The 17,964-nt window shown below is 75.5% G+C and carries 18 protein-coding genes; 4 read left to right on the forward strand and 14 right to left on the reverse strand.

The genetic code is table 11. From position 1 onward, the window contains the following. Nucleotides 1–31 precede the first annotated feature (31 nt). The 8 genes from ACS5RC_RS24355 to ACS5RC_RS24390 form a co-directional block, all read right to left on the reverse strand. The gene (locus ACS5RC_RS24355) at nucleotides 32–1,921 is read right to left on the reverse strand and encodes a response regulator (RefSeq protein ID WP_478346510.1); all 1,890 of its coding nucleotides are present in this window, start codon (nucleotides 1,919–1,921) and stop codon (nucleotides 32–34) included. Next, the gene (locus tag ACS5RC_RS24360; protein WP_478346511.1) at nucleotides 1,914–3,638 is read right to left on the reverse strand and encodes a response regulator; all 1,725 of its coding nucleotides are present in this window, start codon (nucleotides 3,636–3,638) and stop codon (nucleotides 1,914–1,916) included. Before ACS5RC_RS24360 ends, ACS5RC_RS24355 begins: the two co-directional genes overlap by 8 nt. Then, nucleotides 3,635–4,678, reverse strand: a complete 1,044-nt coding sequence (cheB, locus tag ACS5RC_RS24365) for a chemotaxis-specific protein-glutamate methyltransferase CheB (protein ID WP_478346512.1) — start codon at nucleotides 4,676–4,678, stop codon at nucleotides 3,635–3,637. The genes ACS5RC_RS24360 and cheB overlap by 4 nt, the downstream gene beginning before the upstream one ends. Before the next feature lie 29 nt (nucleotides 4,679–4,707). After that, entirely contained in the window at nucleotides 4,708–7,140 is a 2,433-nt protein-coding gene (locus ACS5RC_RS24370; RefSeq protein WP_478346513.1) for a hybrid sensor histidine kinase/response regulator, read from the reverse strand. A gap of 16 nt (nucleotides 7,141–7,156) precedes the next feature. Next, nucleotides 7,157–8,827: a methyl-accepting chemotaxis protein gene (locus ACS5RC_RS24375; protein ID WP_478346588.1), complete on the reverse strand. Its 1,671-nt coding sequence runs from the start codon at nucleotides 8,825–8,827 to the stop codon at nucleotides 7,157–7,159. A gap of 83 nt (nucleotides 8,828–8,910) precedes the next feature. Further along, nucleotides 8,911–9,525 carry a chemotaxis protein CheW gene (locus ACS5RC_RS24380; protein WP_478346514.1) on the reverse strand — a complete coding sequence of 205 codons (615 nt, stop codon included), beginning with the start codon at nucleotides 9,523–9,525 and terminating at the stop codon, nucleotides 8,911–8,913. Beyond that, the gene (locus tag ACS5RC_RS24385; RefSeq protein ID WP_478346515.1) at nucleotides 9,522–11,069 is read right to left on the reverse strand and encodes a CheR family methyltransferase; all 1,548 of its coding nucleotides are present in this window, start codon (nucleotides 11,067–11,069) and stop codon (nucleotides 9,522–9,524) included. Before ACS5RC_RS24385 ends, ACS5RC_RS24380 begins: the two co-directional genes overlap by 4 nt. A gap of 8 nt (nucleotides 11,070–11,077) precedes the next feature. Beyond that, on the reverse strand, nucleotides 11,078–11,740 hold the full coding sequence (locus ACS5RC_RS24390) for a chemotaxis protein CheW (RefSeq protein WP_478346516.1): 663 nt from the start codon (nucleotides 11,738–11,740) through the stop codon (nucleotides 11,078–11,080). A 225-nt stretch (nucleotides 11,741–11,965) separates the two neighbouring features. Between ACS5RC_RS24390 and ACS5RC_RS24395 the strand changes: the two genes are divergently transcribed. Then, the gene (locus ACS5RC_RS24395; protein WP_478346517.1) at nucleotides 11,966–12,214 is read left to right on the forward strand and encodes a hypothetical protein; all 249 of its coding nucleotides are present in this window, start codon (nucleotides 11,966–11,968) and stop codon (nucleotides 12,212–12,214) included. 151 nt (nucleotides 12,215–12,365) lie between these two features. On the opposite strand, the gene ACS5RC_RS24400 is transcribed toward ACS5RC_RS24395, so the two are convergent. Then, nucleotides 12,366–12,851 carry an SRPBCC family protein gene (locus ACS5RC_RS24400; RefSeq protein WP_478346518.1) on the reverse strand — a complete coding sequence of 162 codons (486 nt, stop codon included), beginning with the start codon at nucleotides 12,849–12,851 and terminating at the stop codon, nucleotides 12,366–12,368. Next, nucleotides 12,848–13,273, reverse strand: a complete 426-nt coding sequence (locus tag ACS5RC_RS24405; RefSeq protein WP_478346519.1) for a VOC family protein — start codon at nucleotides 13,271–13,273, stop codon at nucleotides 12,848–12,850. The genes ACS5RC_RS24400 and ACS5RC_RS24405 overlap by 4 nt, the downstream gene beginning before the upstream one ends. Nucleotides 13,274–13,631: 358 nt before the next feature. On the opposite strand from ACS5RC_RS24405, the gene ACS5RC_RS24410 reads away from it, so the two are divergent. From ACS5RC_RS24410 to ACS5RC_RS24420, 3 genes are all read left to right on the forward strand, one after another. Then, complete coding sequence (locus ACS5RC_RS24410; protein WP_478346520.1) at nucleotides 13,632–13,970, forward strand: hypothetical protein; 339 nt, start codon at nucleotides 13,632–13,634, stop codon at nucleotides 13,968–13,970. 100 nt (nucleotides 13,971–14,070) lie between these two features. Further along, nucleotides 14,071–14,253, forward strand: coding sequence for a hypothetical protein (locus ACS5RC_RS24415; RefSeq protein WP_478346521.1), 183 nt, complete (start codon nucleotides 14,071–14,073; stop codon nucleotides 14,251–14,253). Further along, complete coding sequence (locus ACS5RC_RS24420; protein ID WP_478346522.1) at nucleotides 14,237–14,560, forward strand: hypothetical protein; 324 nt, start codon at nucleotides 14,237–14,239, stop codon at nucleotides 14,558–14,560. The genes ACS5RC_RS24415 and ACS5RC_RS24420 overlap by 17 nt, the downstream gene beginning before the upstream one ends. 45 nt (nucleotides 14,561–14,605) lie before the next feature. Here ACS5RC_RS24420 and ACS5RC_RS24425 read toward each other — a convergent pair whose 3' ends face one another. From ACS5RC_RS24425 to ACS5RC_RS24440, 4 genes are all read right to left on the reverse strand, one after another. After that, nucleotides 14,606–15,064: a hypothetical protein gene (locus ACS5RC_RS24425; RefSeq protein ID WP_478346523.1), complete on the reverse strand. Its 459-nt coding sequence runs from the start codon at nucleotides 15,062–15,064 to the stop codon at nucleotides 14,606–14,608. Nucleotides 15,065–15,256: 192 nt separating this feature from the next. Then, a complete protein-coding gene (locus tag ACS5RC_RS24430) occupies nucleotides 15,257–16,042 on the reverse strand; it encodes an ABC transporter ATP-binding protein (RefSeq protein ID WP_478346524.1) in 786 nt (261 codons plus the stop codon). Between the two features lie 5 nt (nucleotides 16,043–16,047). Beyond that, nucleotides 16,048–16,800 carry an ABC transporter permease gene (locus tag ACS5RC_RS24435; protein ID WP_478346525.1) on the reverse strand — a complete coding sequence of 251 codons (753 nt, stop codon included), beginning with the start codon at nucleotides 16,798–16,800 and terminating at the stop codon, nucleotides 16,048–16,050. A gap of 19 nt (nucleotides 16,801–16,819) precedes the next feature. Next, entirely contained in the window at nucleotides 16,820–17,857 is a 1,038-nt protein-coding gene (locus tag ACS5RC_RS24440; protein WP_478346526.1) for an ABC transporter substrate-binding protein, read from the reverse strand. Nucleotides 17,858–17,964: the final 107 nt, after the last annotated feature.

The following is a 17,964-nucleotide window of genomic DNA, read 5'->3' on the forward strand; positions in this document are numbered from 1 at the left end:
CCCCGCGGCCCGCGCATCGGCCCGGCCGGCGCTAGGCCGACGCCGCCGGCTCCAGCAGCGCGGAGATCCGCCCGGCGAGGTCCGCGGCGCGGAACGGCTTGGCGAGGACCGGGAGGTCGGCGGGGATCTCCATCGCGTCCGCGTGACCGGTGAGGATCAGCACCGGCAGGTGCGGCCAGCGCGCGCGGAGCGCGGCGGAGAGGTCGATGCCGCTCATGCCCGGCATGGCGAGGTCGGCGACCACGAGGTCGAAGCGCTCGCGCTCCAGCAGGGCGAGGGCGTCGGCGCCGCCCGCGGCCTCGGTCTGGCGATAGCCGAAATCGTCGAGGAACGAGGCGGTGACGTGCCGGACCTCGGGGTCGTCGTCCACCACGAGGATCCGGGCCGGGCGCACCGCCTGCGTCGCCGCGGCCTCGTCGGCCGCCGCGGTCTCGGCCGGGCGCTCGGCGCAGGGGAGGGCGAGGAGGACGCGGGTGCCGCGGCCGACCTCGCTCTCGATCTGGAGCCGGCCCTTCGATTGCTGGGCGAGGCCGAACACCATGGCGAGGCCGAGCCCGGTGCCCTGGCCCACCGCCTTGGTGGTGAAGAACGGCTCGCAGACGCGCTTGAGGATCTCCGGCGGGATGCCGCTGCCCGAATCCGCGACCGTGAGGGTCACGTACTCCCCCGGGGCGAGGTCGGGATCCCCGGCGACGTGCAGGCGCTCCGTCGCCACCACGATGGCGCCGCCCTCCGGCATGGCGTCCCGGGCGTTGATGCAGAGGTTGAGCACGGCGAGTTCGAGCTGGTCGGGATCGACCTGGGCCGGGGGCAGGCCGGGCGCCAGGTCAGTCCGCACCTCGACGAGGCCGCCGAGGCTGCGCCGGAACAGGTCGCTCATCCCCTCGATCAGGGCGTTCACGTCGATGGCGCGGGCGTTGAGGTCGTGGGTGCGGCTGAAGCTGAGCAGGCGCTTCGTCAGCGAGGCGCCGCGCTCGGCCGCGCCGCGGGCGTTCTCGATCAGGCGCTGGACGCGCGGCTGGTCCTGCACCTTCGGCACCGCCAGCTCGAGGCTGCCGAGGATTGCGGTGAGCAGGTTGTTGAAATCGTGCGCGATGCCCCCCGCGAGGGTGCCGAGCGCCTGCATCTTGTCCGATTGCCGGAGCCGCGCCTCCAGGCTCCGCTGCTCGGTGACGTCGCGCTCGATGGTGGCGAGATGGGCGACGGTGCCCGCGGCGTCGCGGATCGGCACCCGGACGACGTTGCTCCAGCGCTCGGCGCCCGTCGGCCCCTCGGCCACCAGGCTCTCGCCGACCTCGCCCGTGCGGATCGCCGCGCGATCGGCCTCGGCTCCGGCCGGGTCGGAGCGGAGCTCGTCCTCGCGCCGGCCGAGGCAGGCCGCCACGTCGCGCCCGAGGCGGGCGGCCTTGCGCCCGTTGAGGCGCACGAAGCGGCCCTGCGCGTCCTTGAACGAGATCGCGTCCTCGGCGTGGTCGAGCAGGCCGAGCAGCAGCGCCCGCTCGGTGGCGAGGTCGCGGCCGAGGCGGTAGCGCTCGACGGCATTGCGCACGGTGCCGCGCAGCAGGTCGGCGTCCCAGGGCTTGGTGACGTAGCCGACGATGCCGCCGCGGTTGAGCGCGGCGATCACCGCGGTGATGTCGGCATAGCCCGTGAGCAGGATCGCCTGGGCCTCGTGGAAGGCGCGGGCCTCGGCGAGCAGCGCGTCGCCGGTCATGCCGGGCATGCGCTGGTCGGAGAGGACGACGGCGATGTCCGGCTCGGCGCGGAGGATCTCGAGGGCCTCGGCGGGCCGCGACGTGGTCAGGACCCGGTACCTGTCCTCGAACAGGTCCTCGAGGGCGACCAGGATGTCGGGCTCGTCGTCGACGGCCAGGATGGTGTCCAGCGGGCCCGTCCCCCCGCCGTCCGTGCCCTCAATCATGTGCCACTGCCTGCCGCGGAATGCCGATGACGAAGCAGGCACCGCCCTCCGGGGCCGTCTCCACGGTAAGGGAGCCGCTATGCGCCTGAACGACGCTGTAGGCAATCGCGAGGCCGAGGCCGGTGCCGGCGCCGACGGGCTTCGTCGTGAAGAACGGCTCGAAGATCTTCTCGCGCAGATCCTCGGGGATGCCGGGGCCGGTGTCGCAGATGCGGATCTCGTCGAGGTCCTCGCTGGCGCGGGTGCTGATCCGGATCGTGCCGCCGCCCGGCATCGCGTCGGCGGCGTTCGAGAGGATGTTCATCACCACCTGGTTCAGCAGCGCCGGGGTGCAGCGGATCTCGGGCCGGCCGGCGAAATCGCGCTCGATCGCGATCGCCGTGCCGAGCTTGTGCTGGATCAGCGCCAGCACCGTCTCGATCGCCTCCGGGGCGTTGACGAGGGCCCGCTCCCCCTCGTCGAGGCGGGAGAACTTGCGCAGGTTCAGGACGAGGTCCTGGATGCGGGTGAGCCCCATCCGCATGGCGCCGACCCGGTCGCGCGCCTTGGCGAGGGCGCGGGCGCCCCGCTCGTCGCCCGCGGGGACGGGCATCTCGCCGAGCAGCCGCTCCACCGTGCCCTGATGGGCCAGGATGAAGGCCAGGGGATTGTTGATCTCGTGGGCGATGCCGGCGACGAGCTCGCCCAGCGAGGCCATCTTGGCGGCCTGGACGAGCTTGGCCTGGGCGTCGGTCAGGCGCCGGTTGGCGGTGGCGAGGTCGCTGTTGGCCTGCTCCAGGGCGTCGGCGAGGCGGGCGCGGGCGGCGGCGGCCTCGGCCTCGGCGCGGGCGCGCTCCACCGCCTGCTCGCGGGCGCCGAACTCCCCGGCGATGCGGCGGTCGTCCTCCTCCAGCAGCCGGCGGCGCACGAGCCCACGCACCCGCAGCGCCAGCACCTCGGCATCGGCCTTGGCGACCACGTCGTCCGCGCCGGCCGCGTAGGCCTGCATCAGGAAATCCTTGGCGGGCGCGCTTCCCGAGATGCCGACGAGGTGGAAGCCCGCTCCGCCGGCCCGCGCCCCGCGGCGCTCGTTCACCGCGCGGCAGAGGCCGAGCCCGTCATAGGCGGGGCTCAGCAGGTCGAGGGTGACGCAATCGAACGGCGCCCCGCCCGCGTCCAGCGCGCCGATCGCGGCCTCGGGCCCGTCCGCGACGGTGACGGCGTGGCCCTCCTGCCCGAGCAGGCCGGCCAGGAAGGTCCGGTAGGTGGCGCTGCCGTCGATGACGAGGACGCGGGCCCGCCGGAAGCCCGCCGCGCCCGGCGTCTCGGCGGCATCCGCGCTCTTGCCGCGCTCGCGCAGCAGGGCCCGGATGCGCAGCACGAGGAGATCGCGGTCGTCGGATTTCGCCACGTAGGCGTCGGCGCCGCTCTCCAGCCCCTGGCGCTCGCCGTCGCGGGCGCCCGTGAGCATCAGGAGGGGCAGGGCCCGGGTGCGCAGCGACAGCCGCAGCTGACGGGTCAGCTCGTCGCCGTTCATGCCCGGCAGGTGGTAGTCGGCGACGACGAGGTCGGGCAATTCGCGGTTGAGATGGTCGAGGGCGAGCTCGGCGGTCGGGCAGCGCTCCACCGCGAAGCCGGCGGCCTCGAGCAGCAGGCGCAGCTCGAGGGCCTGCGTCTCCGAATCCTCCACCAGGAGGATGCGCGCCCGCGGCTCGGGCGATCCCGCCTCCGCGCTCAACCCCCCGCGCCCTCGGGATCGGCGAGGCGCAGGACGTGGCCGGCGACCCGGTCGAGGGGCAGCACGCTGCGCGCGGCGCCGAGGCGGACGGCCGCTGCGGGCATGCCGTAGACGACGGCCGTGCTCTCGTGCTCGGCCACCGTGGCGGCGCCGGCGCGCGCCATGTCGAGCAGGCCGAGCGCCCCGTCCTCGCCCATGCCGGTGAGCAGCACGCCGATGCCCGAGGCGCCGCATTGCCGGGCGATGGAGCGGAACAGCACGGTCGCGGCCGGCCGCTGGCCGGCCACCGGCAGGCTGTCGAGGACGCGCAGCGTCCGGTTCGCGCCGAGTTCCAGGTGGCGATCGCCGGGCGCCACGTAGACGCGCCCGCCCTGGGCCTGCTCGCCGTCGCGGGCGACGCCGACGGAGAGCGGCACCACGCCGTCGAGCCAGCCGGCGAAGCCGTCCATGAAGGCCGCGCCCATGTGCTGGACGAGGAGGACGGGGAGGGGGAAATCGGCCGGCAGGGCGCCGAGGACCCGGGCGAGCGCCGGGGGGCCCCCGGTGGAGGCGGCGATGCCGAGCACGGTCGGCGCCTGCGCCGAGAGGGCCGGCGGAGCGGGGCGGGCGCTGCGGTCGGCCCATCCGGTGCCGATCGGGCGGCGGCGGATCACCGGGACCTGGGCCATGATCCGGAGCTGGGTGCAGATCTCCCCGGCCACGCCCTCGTAGCCGGCATGCGTGGTGGCGACGGGCTTCTCGACCACCGAGAGCGCGCCCGCGCGCAGCGCGTTCATCGAGATGCGCAGGGAGGAATCCTCGACCGAATCGGCGATCACCACGATCGGGGTCGGGTGCTCGGCCATGATCCGCCGGGTCGTCTCCAGCCCGTCGATGCCGGGCAGGCGGATGTCCATCGAGATCACGTCGGGGCGGACCACGCCGATCAGGCTCAGCGCCTCCTCGCCGGAGGCGGCCGCGGCCACGACCTGCAGGCGAGGATCGCGCGAGACGATGTGGCGCAGCAGCTCGCGCACCACGAGACTGTCCTCGACGAGCATCACACGCACCGGCGCCGTGCCGCCACCGCTCACAGGAGCTGCCCGATCGTGTCGAGCAGGGCGCGCTGGTCGAAGCTCTGCTTGGTCAGGTAGGCGTCGGCGCCGAGTTCGAGGCCGCGGGCCACGTCCTCGGCCTCGCCCCGGGAGGTCATCAGCACCGTGGGCAGCCGGCGGAAGCGCGCGTCGGCGCGCAGCGCGCGCAGCAGGCCGTAGCCGTCGAGGCGCGGCATCTCCACGTCGGCGAGGACGAGGTCCACCGGCTCGATCTCGGCGCGCAGGCGATCGAGGGCGTCCTGGCCGTCCACGCAGACGACCACGCGGTAGCCGGCCGCTTCCAAGATGCCCTTCTCCAATGTGCGGGTCGTGATCGAATCGTCGACGACGAGGATCGTCGCGCGCTGCATCGAACGTCGCGTATCGGGCATCGTTCCGCCCGGTGCCATTGCCGATTCCGCCAAGGGCCGGGCCGCGCTCCCGGCCGTGCCGGCGGCGCGGGCGGCGAGGCCCTCGGGATCGAGCACCAGCACGGGCACGTCGCCGGGCAGGATCGCGGTCCCGGCGACGAGATCGGGATCGGCCCCGACGGCCGGCACCGGCAGGACGAGCAGGGTCCGCACGTCGTGCAGGCGGTCGACCGCGACGGCGAGGCGCCCGCCGGCCGTCCGCACCACCACCGCCGTCAGGACCGGGCTCGGGGCGGGCGCGGCGAGGCCCAGGATCTCCCCGAGCGCGGCCACCGGCAGGTTCGCCGCCGCCCCATCCGTCCCGGGGACCGGCAGGAGCAGGCGGCCCATCGCCAGCGGCAGCGCGGCCCGGTCGGCGCGGACCAGCCGCTCGACGCCCGCCCCCGGCAGGGCGTAGGTGGCGCCCCCCGCCTCGACCAGCACCAGGGAGCGGCGGGCGGCCGAGAGCGGCAGGCTCATGGCGAGCGCGGTGCCGTGCGGGTCGCGGGGGCCGAGCCGCACGACCCCCTGGAGGGCGCGGACCGCGTCGGCCACGACCGAGAGCCCGAAGCCGCGGCCCGACAGGGTGTCGACGCTGCCGGCCGTCGAGAAGCCGGGCTCGAAGACGAGGTCGAGCAGGGCGGCGGCCTCGGGCGTCCCGCCCTCCGGCTCGGGCGCGAGCAGCCCCCGGCGGCGCGCCTGCGCCTCGATCGCCGCGAGGTCCGGCCCCGGCCCGTCGTCCCAGACCGTGACGAGGAGGCGCCCGCCGCGCACCGCCACCTCGAGGCCGACGGTCGGCGTCTCGGCCTTGCCCGCGGCGAGGCGCGCCTCCGGCGGCTCGTAGCCGTGGCTGAGGGCGTTGCGCAGGGCGTGCAGCACCGGGTCCTTGAGGGTCTGCAGCAGGAAGCGGTCGACCGGCACGTCGAGGCCGCGCAGGCTCACCGCGATCTCGCGGCCCTGCTCCCGCGCGGTCTCGCGCAGGGTCCGGGCCAGCAGCCCGAGCATGGATTCGGCCGGGACCAGGGCGAGGCGCTCGGCCTCGGACCGGACCCGCGCCGCCGCCCCCTCGACGGCGCCGGCGGCGGCGGCGTGGCGCCGGGCGAGATCGCCCAGCTCGCGGGCGAGGCCGGCGAGCGCCGCCTCCAGCCCGAGCACCTCCTGGCGCGCCGCCTCCGCCCGGGCGGCGCCCACCGGGCCGCGTCCGCGCTCGGCTTGCGCGCCCTCGCTGCGCGCGCCGCCGAGCCCGGAGGCGACGGCGGTGGCGCGGCGCCGCAGGTCCTCCGACAGGTGGGCGACCCGGGCGAGGCCCTCGGCCACCGGCGCGCCGGCACCCAGCGTGCTGGCGAGATCGTGGCTCGCCCGCGCCAGCGCGGCGACCGCCTCGGCCGGGACGCGCAGGAGCGCGTGCGCCATGTCCGGGGCGGCCTCCGGGGCGACTTCGGGGGCGGTCTCCGGGACGGGCTCGGACGGGGCGGGCGGCTCGGACCGGGCAGCCGGGGCGTTCCCCGGCCGCCGGCGCGGGGCCTCCCCGGGCGCCGGTTCCGAGCCCGGCGGCGGCCCTTCGCCCGGGGGCGGCCCTTGGCCCGGAGGCAGCCCTTGGCCCGCGAGCGCCGCCTGAGCCTCAGACGGATCCGCCCGCCCGAGGGCGCGATCGAGGGCCGACAGCGCGTCGCCCGGCATCGCGGCGTCGGGGGCCGCCTTGATGGCGGCGACGTAGGCCTCGATCCGGTCGAGGGCGAGCTGGGTGGCGCTGGCCGCCTCGCGCCCGAGGCCGGCCCCCTGGCTCACCCGCTCGAACAGGGTCTCCAGGCGATGGGCGAGCGCCTCGACGGCCGGCAGGTCGACCGCGCGGGCGGCGCCCTTCAGGCTGTGGGCGCGGCGGAAGATGTCGTTCCAGTCCGGCGCCCGGGCGGGCGAACCGCCCTCGATCGCCGCGCCGAGGGCGGCACGGATCGCCTCGATGTGCTCGCGGTGCTCGACCTCGAAGGCCGCGAGCAGGAGCTGGCGGATGTCGGCCACGGGATCCGGAACCGGCTCAGTGCCGGTAGCGCTCGGCCAGGGCCATCAGGGCCTGGGCGAGCTCGGTGAGGTTCGCGGAGGCGGTCTCGACCTCGCGGGTGCCCACGGCGGTCTGCTGGCTCGCCTGCCGGATGTTCTGGAGGGCGCCCATCACCTGCTCGATCCCGAGCTGCTGCTGGTTCGTCGAGGCGACGATCTGCTGGAAGGTCTGCACGTTCTCCTCCACCCGCGCCGAGATCTCCTCGATGGTGCGGTGGGTGGTGTCGGAGCGCGCCTTGCCGGTGGCGGCCCGCTTCACCGCCTCCTCGGTCAGCATCACCGAGGTGTTGATGCCGCGCTGGATCTCGCCGAGGATCGCCCGCACCTGCACGGTGGCGGCCTTGGCTTGGTCGGCGAGCTGCTTCATCTCGGCGGCGACCACCGCGAAGCTGCGCCCGGCCTCGCCCGCCGCCGCCGCCTCGATCGCGGCGTTGAGCGCCAGCAGGTGGGTGCGCTCCGAGATGTCGTTGACGGTCTCGATGATGTCGCCGATCGTCTGGGTCTTCTCCGAGAGCGACACGATGTTGCCGGCCACCGCCTCGGCCTGCTCGCGGATCGCGTCCATCGCCTTGGCGGTGTCGGCGACCGCGCGCAGGCCCTGGCGCGAGGTCTGGGCGGTGGCCTGGGCGGTAGCGATCACCTCGCCCGCCCGCTTCGAGATCTGCGCGCCCGAATGCGTGATCTCGTCGACCGTCGCGGCGGTCTCCTGCACGGCGGCGAACTGCTCCTCCACCGAGGCGGCCTGCTCCTGCGCGGAGGCGCGGATCTCGGCGGCGGCGGCGTTGAGGTCGGCGGTGGCGGCCCGGTTGGTCCGGGCGAGTTCGGCCAGTCCCGCCACCATCCGGTTGAGGGTGCGGCCGAGGCGGGCGATCTCGTCGTTGCCGCGCTCGGTCAGCGACCCCGACAGGTCGCCCGCGCCGACCTGCTCGACGAAGGCCATCACGGTCTCCAGCGGGCGCACCACCGCGCGGCTGATCAGCACCGTGACGAGGACGCTGAGCAGCACGCAGGCGGCGAGCGTCAGCAGGATCGAGAGGCGGCTGGCGTCGTAGACGCCCTGCACCGCGCGCTGGCCGGCCACGATGCCCTCGTCGAGGACATTGCGGCCCTGCTCGATCCCCCGGATCACGCTCGCCTGCATCCGGTTGATGTCGTCGTTGCGCGCCTCCACGGCATCGGTGTCCCGGGCGGAGATCGCGGTGATCTGCGCCTCGCTGGCGCTGCGCAGCTGGCGGAACAGGTTGGCGGTCTCGCCGGCGTTCAGGCTCAGCCGCTTCCAGATCGCCGCCCGCGCGGGCGAGGTCGCGGCCTCGGAATACTCGCCGGCCGAACGGATCAGGGTGGTGATGATCGTCTCGAAATCGGCGGCGGCGACGCGCCAGCCGTCGAGGGAGCGGGCGATCTCCTGGGCGTCGGTGCGGCGGGCGAGCACCCCGATCACCGCGTTCCGGCGCAGGAGGCCCATGTCGCGGGCCTTGTTGGCGAGATCGTCGAACTGGCGCGCGATGGCAAGGTCGCGGGCCACGATGGCGTCGGTGGTGTCGCGCACCGCGCCGATCTGCCCGATGGCGTAGAGCCCCATGGCGACGATCACCACCGTGACGGCGACGAAGCCGAGCAGGATCCGTTTTCCGATCGAGAGCGACAGCGAGAGCGGCAAGGCGGGTTCGGGCTCCTCGGGGGACGGGGCGGATTCCGGCGGGCGCCGGGCGCGCGTCGGGGCAGCGGGCGTCAGGGCAGCGCGCGCCGCAGCAGGCGCGGGAGGTCGAGGACGACGAAGCCGCCGTCGGCAGCGGAATCGGACCCGGCCGGGGCATAGCCCGAAACGGCCGCGTCGCCCATCCCGCCCGATACCGGATCCCCGGCCTCCGCATCCGGGCGATGGGCGAGGCCGAGCACCCGGTCGACGGCCAGCGCCACCGGACCGGAGGCGGAGCCGCCCGCCCGCAGCACCACGAGATGGCCGCTCTCGCCGTCGCGGGGGCCGCCCGGCCGGCGGTTCAAGGCGCGGGCGAGGTCGAGCACGCTGACGATCCGGCCGGAGAGGGCGGCGAGGCCGACGAGGGCCGGCACGGCGCCCGGCACCGGCGTGCAGGGCCGCATCGGCAGAACCTCCTGCGCGGCCTCCAGCGCGATGCCGTAGCGGTCCTCGCCGCAGGCGCAGACGAGGTAGGCCCGGCCCGGCGCCGCAACCGCGCCGCCGCCCCGCCGGGCGAGCGCGGCCGTGCGGGCTGCGCGCAGGGCGCGCGCGCGCGCGGCGGCCTTGTCGGCTGTCTCGCCGGCTGTGTTGCCGGACGCGGCCGGCGCCTGTCCCTCGGGTGTCGTCCGGGCCATCCGCGCGCTCATCCGTCCCCTCGGCCGCCGGACCCGATCCCGTCGCGCGCCGCGGCGGCGCCGCGCGCGATCTCGGCGGCCGTGGCGCCGCCGCCCTCGCGCAGGATCGTCTGCGGCGGCAGGGCTTGGCTCAGGCGGAGCGCGTTGTCGAGGGCCCGCCGCGCCTCGGCACCGCGGCCGAGCCCGGCCAGGAGCAGTCCGAGATGCTGGTGGGCCATCACGAAGCCGGGCTCGAGATAGAGCGCGGCGCGCAGGGCCCGCTCCGCCTCCGCCTCGCGCCCGAGACTGCCGGCGATCAGCCCTTCGTAGAAGCGCAGCGTCGGATCGGTCGGCCGGGCGGCGAGCCCGTCGCGCAGGGCGCGCCACGCCTCCCCGGTCTCGCCCGCATCCGCGAGGCTGCGCACCCGGTCGACGATCTCCGCGTCGGACGGGCCGGCGGCGGCCGCGATGTCGGACGGGCCGGCGACCGCGATCGCGCGCGGGGCCGCTTCGTCCGCCTCCGCGAGGACGGGCGGCGCGGGCGCCCGGTCGGGCCGGGGCGCCGCGGCGGGAAGCGGGAGGCTCGCGGGCGCCAGGGCCGAGCCCGATCCCGGCAGTCCCGCGAGGGGCGCGGCCTCCGCATCGGCCGCGTCCGGTACCAGCGGGCGCCACGGCCCGGCGGCGGGCGCGGGCGTTCCGCCGCCCTCGCCGGGCAGGCGGTAGGCGACGGTGCCGGGCAGGGCGACCGGATCGAGCCAGCCGGCGAAGGCCGGGTTCGGCTCGGCATGGCCGATCAGCAGCCACCCGCCCGGGCGCAGGCGCCGCCCGAGGCCGCGCATGATCGCCGCCACGGTCTCGGCCTCGAAGTAGATCAGCACGTTGCGGCAGAGGATCAGGTCGAAGCCGTCGAGATGGGGCGGGGCGCGGCCGTCCACGAGCTCGAGCAGGTTGCGCCGCTCGAAGCGGACGAGGCGGCGATATTCGGGACGCAGCGCGTAGGCCGCCTCGCGGGTCTCGCCGGGCGGGGGCGGCACCCGGCGGAAGTAGCGGGCCCGTTCCTCGGGCGGCGAGGTGCGCAGGGCCCAGGGCCCGTATTCCGCCGCCCGGGCCGCGGCGAGGGCCGACGCGCTGATGTCGCTGCCCAGGATGCCGACCTGCCAGTCGGGCAGCGCCGGCCCGAGCAGCTCGTGGGCGAGGATCGCCAGCGAATAGGGCTCGGCCCCCGTGGAGCAGCCGGCGCTCCAGATCCGCAGGGTGCGCTCCCCGCCGCGCGCGGCGATCAGGTCCGGCAGGATGATCCGGCGGAGCGCGGCGAACTGCTCGGCGTAGCGGAAGAAGAAGGTCTCCCCGATGGTGATCTCGGCCTCCAGCGCCGTCCACTCCGCCGGGTCCGCCGCGAGGAGCGCCGCGTAGGCCTCGGCGCCCGGAACGCCGCGCGCCCGGAAGCGGCGGCGCAGGCGGTCGGCGAGGAGGTCGTCCTTGTCGGCGTAGTAATGGTGGCCCGTGCGGGCGATGAGGCGGGCCTTCAGCGCCGCGTAGCCCGGATCGTCGCGCAGGGTCGTGGCCGGTCGGCGCATCCCGGGCGTCAGGCGGCGGTCGCGCCGGGCGCGGGCCGGGACGCGGCGAGAGACTCGGCAGGAGGCTCCGGAACGGACTCGGGCGAGGAGTCGGGCAGGGCGGCGAGACGCGCCTCGGCCGCCCGCCGCGCCGCCTCCACCCGCATCCGCTCCTCGGTGCCCAGGAGCCGCGCCGGATCGAGAACGTGGACGAGGGCGCCCGCCCGCTCGATCTCGGCGGAGACGCAGCCGTTGAGGCTGTGGCCCGGCCCGACCGGCCGCAGGGCCGCGGCGGCCACCGCGACGACGTCGGTGACGCGGTCGACGCGGTAGGCGAGCGACCGGTCCGCGACGAGGACGAGATGAGCGTGGAGCGCCGCGCGGGTGATCTCGGCGCGGTCCGTCCCGGGCGACAGGGTCTCGGGCAGGGCGTCCCGCAGGCCGAGCAGCTGGGCGAGGTCGATCACCGGAATCGCGTCGCCGCCGAGGTTGAGGAATCCCGCGAGCCAGGCCCCGCAGGCCGGGGGCCGGAACAGGTCCGGCAGGGGCAGGATCTCGGCCGCCTCCGCGCGCGCCAGGGCGCAGGGGGTGCCCGCCACGTCGAGCAGGAGATAGGCGCCCGCGAGGGCCGGAGCCGGGGCGGACGTCGGATGGGACGGGGCGGGGGCGGTAACGGGCGGCGAGGGGGTCACGGGAGCGTCCGGGCTGCGGGTCGGTCTCCAGGGTAGCCGGATCCGCCGGGTTCGAGAACGCTCGGGCGGCGACCGGGTTCAGCGCGACCCGTCGCGGCCGGGATCGGGACCGATCCCACACGCGGAACTTGCGCCTTGAGAAACGGTTCCTTTCTCGGTTGAGCCCCCGGGGACGATGTCGCCTCCGCGGGCTCCACCTGCACGCTCTCGACCGAGGATCTTCCCGTGACCAAAGCCTTTCTGATCGCCGCCTCGCTGACCCTGCTGACGGCCGGGACCGCCCTCGCCCAGGGCGGCTCGCCCTACAACACCTCCGGGTCGCAGGCGGGCGGCCCGCTGGCGGGGCAGGCGCGCAGGGCCGGCGCTCCCGGCGGCGCTCCCTCGATGGCGCCCGGCGCCGGCGACGCGGCGATGGCCGCCCCGATGCGCAGCCGCCCGATGAAGAAGCGCCGCCACCACCGCCGGATGCGCTGATCCGCTCGGGTCCGGGCACGCCCGCACGGCGCGCCCGGACTCCGTCATCCCGGATCCGGCCGATCCCTGCGGGCGGGTGGATCCGTGCGCGGCCCGGGCGCCGGGCAGCCTCGTCGGGCCCGCCATCCGCGTCGATCGCGGGGAGGGCGGATCAGAGATCCGCGACGAGGGCGGCGAGCTGGTCCGTGCAGAGGCCCCAGCCCGCATGGAAGCCCATACGCAGGTGGGTGTCGCGGTCCTCCGCCGTCCAGTGGCGGACCCGCGCCGTGTAGCGGGTGCCGCCCTGCTCCGGCTCGAAAGTGACGATCACCGTCATGAACGGCTTCGGGCCCGGCTCCCAGCCCGCGCGGTAGGCGTCGGTGAACACCAGCCGCGCCCCCGGCACGATCTCCAGATAGACGCCCGCGTTCGGGTACTCGGTGCCGTCCGGCGCCCGCATCACGATGCAGTTCGCGCCGCCCGGCCGCAGGTCCAGGTCGACGGCGGAGACGGTGAAGGGCGCGGGCGCGAACCAGCGCGCGAGCAGGTCCGGCTCGGTCCAGGCCCGGTAGAGGCGGTCGGGCGGGGCGGGGATCCACCGGGTGAGGACGAGATCGCGATCCGCCTCCGGCGCACCGGCATCCGGGGGCCCGCTCATGCCCGGACCTTGGGCTGGTTCATGGCCCAGAGGATGCCGTAGGGGTCGCGCAGCTGCGCGTAGCGGTCGCCCCAGAACATCTCGGCGGGCGCCATCACGGCGGTCGCGCCGGCCTCGACCGCGCGGGCATATCGGGCGTCGATGTCGTCGACCGTCAGGGTCAGGGTGAAGCCCTGCGGCGCCCGGAGCGCGTGGCCGTGCTCGGGATAGGCGTCGCCCAGCATCAGCGAACTGCCGTTGAGGTAGAGATGGACGTGCATGGTGCGTCCCTGGGCGTCCGGCGGGAAGGCGGCGGCGATCTCCGCCCCGAAGGCCCGGCCGTAGAAGGCCGCCGCCTCCAGCGCGCCGTCGACCTGCAGATAGGTGACAAGGCCGCCCTTGACCGGGACGGCGCCCGGAGGGCTCTCGGAATCGTGGCTCATGGGGCGCACCTCACGGGCTGGTTTTGCGATCGCCGGGACTTGGCAGCCGTCAGGCCTTCGGCGATCCGGAAAGCCTCGCGACTCGACGGCGCCCGACGATAGCGCCTCTCGGGGCCGTGTCATCCCGCCGCTCCCGGCGGGGTGCCGCCCGTTAACGCGTCGGTAACCATGCCGCGCCGCATACTCCTCGGGCGCGACATCCGTCCCGGCCCTCCGCGCGGACGGGCCCCGCGCGTCGCCCGCACGGCACGACCGCCCGCACGCCTGTCCGGACCGCGCCGCCCGGCGCGGGCCCGGCCCGGATGCGCGCGACGGCGCGCCCCGCAGACCACCCGCGAAGGCACCCCAGAGGTCCGAGATGGCACCGGGTTACGAGATCGCCCTCTGGCTCACGGGGCTGGGCCTGCTGTGCCGCGGCGCCGGCCTGTGGCGGCTGCACGCGGAGGAGCGCGCCCGGACCAGCGGCCTGAAGACCGTCCTGCGCGCGGGCCCGGTCGAACCGCGCCGGGCGCCGCCCCGGTGGTGGGGCCGGCCGCTGCGGATCCTGGCCGCGCCGCTGCGCGCCTGGGAATCGCGGGAAGCGATCCGGATGGTGCCCCGGGCGCAGCGGGACGCCGTTCGCGACCGGACCGGGCCGGAGGACGCGCCGCCGAGCGCGGCCCTCCTCGCCCTGCAACGGGTGTTCCCGGCGGGCTGATGCCGGTGGCGGGCCGGCGGAGCGGCGGAGCGGTTGGGGCCGAGCCGCGTTGCCTTCGGGCAAGCGGGCGCGTGGCGCCCGGCGAGACCCGGCCGAGACGATGCGCAACCTCCTCCTCCTGATCGTCCTGTGCGGGGCGGGCTTCCTGCTCGTCGGGATGTACGTGGCGCCGAACCAGCCCGGCCTGCGGGCGTGGTACCGCGACAATGCCTGCGCGCATCTCGACCGGATCAGCCCGCAGCTCTGCGCCCCGATCCGGCGAGCCGATGGCGACCGGCTCTGAGACGGGCGGCGGGCTCCGCCGCGCCATCGACTGGACCTTCCGCAGCCGCGAGACCGGCGCGATCACGATCGGGCAATGGCCGAACCTGCCGCTCTGGCTGTTCCTCGCCTTCACGGCGGCGGGCTGGGTGCTCGATCCGGACGGCACGCCCGGCCGCGTGGTCCGGCTCGGCGCCGCGCTCAGCCTCGCGTGGTGGTCCCTCGACGAGGTGCTGCGCGGGGTGAACCCCTGGCGCCGCTTCCTCGGCGGCGCGGTGCTGGCGGGCGGGCTCTGGCTCGCGGCGCTGCGCTGGCTCGCGGCCCCTTGAGGCGGGGAGCCCGGCGCCGGGCTCGCCTTCGCCTGCCGGCGCGGATCAGGGGAGCCGCAGGTAGGCTTCCCCCCTGGCCTTGTCCATGCCGCACGGGAAGAAGGTGAGCACCATGAGGTTGTGGGGCATGGCCGGATTCTTCACGAAGACGATCGTGAAATGCGCGCATTTCACGGTGCCGCGGTGGTTGGCGAGCCGGACGTCGTAGGCGCACCCGATATCGACCGCCGTGAAGGCGGTGGATTCGCCGGTCCGCTTGCTCCGCGCCTGATCGATGCCCGCGTATCCGAGAACGTTGAAGAGCTTCAGCCCGACATCGACGGCCTGCTTGAAGTCGACGAAGGCGGTGGGCATGAAGTCGCCGCCGGATCTCAGGGCGAGGTCCGCATTCGTGATGGCGCTGTGCCGCTCGCCGGTATGCCCGGTCCTCGCCCTGCCGCCCGCCAGGGAGACGGCGCCCTCGGAGGCCCTGAGCAGCCGCTCGACCAAGTCCCGCGTGAACATGCCCGCGCCCCCGCGACAGCGGCCCCGGATCCGCGACGATAGGAGCCAGCGCCGGAGGGATCAATATCCGCGCCGACCCGGCCGGATGCCTCCGGGTGACCGCTTGGACAACCGCAGGTCGGGATAGGGTGGACGGATGCCTCCGGCCGCGCGCCTCGCGCCTCCGAGCGCGGAGAGCCGAGGCGACGGGCCCTACAGGTCCGACGAGCGCCGGGACAGCTCGGCCCGCAATTGCCGGGCGATCGCCTGGAGGGCGGCGTCGCGGCGGGTGCGGGGACGGGGCAGGTCGATCCGCATCTCGGCGGCGATGCGCCCCGGAGGGCCGGCCAGCACCACCACCCGGTCGGCGATCGTCACCGCCTCGTCGATGTCGTGGGTGACGAACAGCACCGTCTTGCCCGTCTCCAGGGTGATGCGCTGGACCTCGTCCTGGAGGCCCTCGCGGGTGAAGCTGTCGAGGGCCGAGAACGGCTCGTCCATCAGCAGGACGTCGGGCTCGACCGCGAGCGCCCGGGCGATGGCGACGCGCTGGCGCTGGCCGCCGGAGAGCTGGTGCGGCCAGCGCTGCCCGAATTCCTGCAGGCCGACGAGCGCCAGCATCGCGCGGGCCCGGGCCCGGCGCTCGGCGCGGGACAGGCCCGAGCCCTCCAGGCCGAAGGCGACGTTGTCGACCACCCGGCGCCAGGGCAGCAGGCGCGCGTCCTGGAACACCATCGCCACCGGCGTGCGGCATTCCGGCCGCGCCGCGATGCGGACGGTGCCCGCGCTCGGGCGGGCGAGATCCATCAGCACCCGCAGCAGCGTCGACTTGCCGACGCCGGACTCGCCCACGATCACCACGACCTCGCCGCGGGCGATGTCGAGGTCGAGGGCGTCGAGGATGACCGTGCGGCCGTCGCCCGACCCGTAGGCGAGGCTGAGGCCGCGGATCGCGATGATCGGCCCGGCCGGCGCCGTCCCGTCCGTCTCGGGGGTCATGCGGGTCACGGGCGCCAGCGCAGGAGACGGCCCTGAAGGGCGACGAAGGCGGTGTCGAACAGGCCGTAGAGGCCCGCCATGGTCAGCATGTAGACCACCACGATGTCGGTGGAGAGCAGCGAGGAGGCCTGCATCATGCGCTGGCCGACGCCCTGCACGCCGAAGATCTCGGCGGCGACCACCGCCATCCAGGCCTGGCCGAGCGCGGTGCGCAGCCCCACCAGGATGCCGGGCGTCGCCGCCGGCAGGACGATCTTGGCGAGGCGCGCCGGCCCCGAGCGGAAGCCGAAGGCCTGGGCCACTTCGATCAGGTCGCGGTCGACCCCGCGCACCGCCCCTTGCGTCGCGAAGAACACGATCCAGAACACCCCGATCGCGATGATGAACACGGCGGCCGGCGAATCGACCCCGAACCAGATGATGGCGAAGGGCACCCAGGCGAGGCCCGGGATCGGCCGCAGCAGCCGCACCACCCAGGCCGTCAGGGCCTCGAAGCCGCGCGACATGCCGGCGAGGAGCCCCAGGCCGATGCCGATCCCGGCGCCGCAGGCGAGGCCCGCGACGTAGTGGCCGAGGCTGGAGAGCACCGCCTCGCCCCAGACGCCGAGCGTGATCTCGCGCAGGAAGGCCGCCGGGATCGTGCTCGGCGGCGGCAGGAAGGCGGGGTTGACGAGGCCGAGCCGGGGCGCGGCCTCCCAGATCGCCAGGAAGGCGGCGAGCCCCGCGGCGGCGAGCAGCGTGGAGCGGACGCGGGTCATGGGGTCGGGACGGGCCGGCTCAGCGCTTCTCGGCCTTCTCGTAATAGGTCGGCACGAACAGGCCGTCGATCGGCACCGCCTTGTCGAGGGCGCCGATGCTGAGCTGGTAGGCCTGCATCGCCTTGGTCGCCTCGACGATGACGCGCGGGTCCGCGGTGAACTTGGCGGCGGGCGAGGTGAGGGCGCGCCGGATGGTGGCGAGATCGGTGATGCCCTTGCCGAGGGCCTGCTCGACCGCGGGGGCGGCCCGGTCGGGATCGGTCTTGAGGAGGGCGGTCGCGCTGACGAGGGCGTCGACGAGGCCCTGGGTCGCGGCCGGGTTGCGGTCGGCGAAGGCGCCCGACACCGCCACCACCGTGCCCGGCTGGTCGGGGAACATCTCGGCGCCGGTGGCGATCAGGCGGATCGCCGGGTTGCGGCCCTGCACGATGGTGAGCGCGGGCTCGCGGATCGAGGCGCCGTCGACCGCGCCCGCGAGCAGGGCCTGCTGGGTCGCGTCGATGCCCATCGGCACCACCTGCGCGTCGGCCTTCTCCGCCTTGGCCACCTGCCAGAGCCAGTGCTGCAGGGTGGTGTTGGGCACGGAGCCGAGGGGCTGGGTGGCGAGGCGCGCGGCCCGGCCCTCCTTGGCCTTGAACTGGCGGAACGCCTCGGCCTTGTCGGGCGCGGCCGCGAGGTAGGGGGCGAGCTTCGGCCCGGCCACGAACACCATCTCCTCGACGGCGGTGGCGGCCACCACCCGCACGTCGATGCCCTTCGAGCGCGCCACCGCCAGCGGCGCGATGCCGGCGACGTAGACGTCGATCGTGCCCGAGGCCAAAGCCTGGATCATGTTCGGACCGGATTCGAAGGTGGTGAAGGTCGGGCTCAGCCCCGCCTGCTTCAGCCCGCCCTCGCGGTCGGCGACGAAGATCGGCGCCGCCCCGATCACCGGGATCACCCCGATGCGCACCGGCACGGGGGTCTGGGCGCGCGCGTCGGCCGGCAACAGGGCGGCGGCGGCCGAGACGAGGGCGGCCGCGACGAGCGTGGCGAGGGCGGTGAGCGCCGGGCGCATGGTCTGATCCGGGGAGGCGCCCGGCCGGCACGGGGCGGGAGGGGCGCGGCATCGGGAGACCCCCGGGACGCCGGACCGGGGAGCGGGCCCGGGACGGATCGGGGGGA

Source organism: Methylobacterium sp. HJ2, assembly GCF_056431005.1.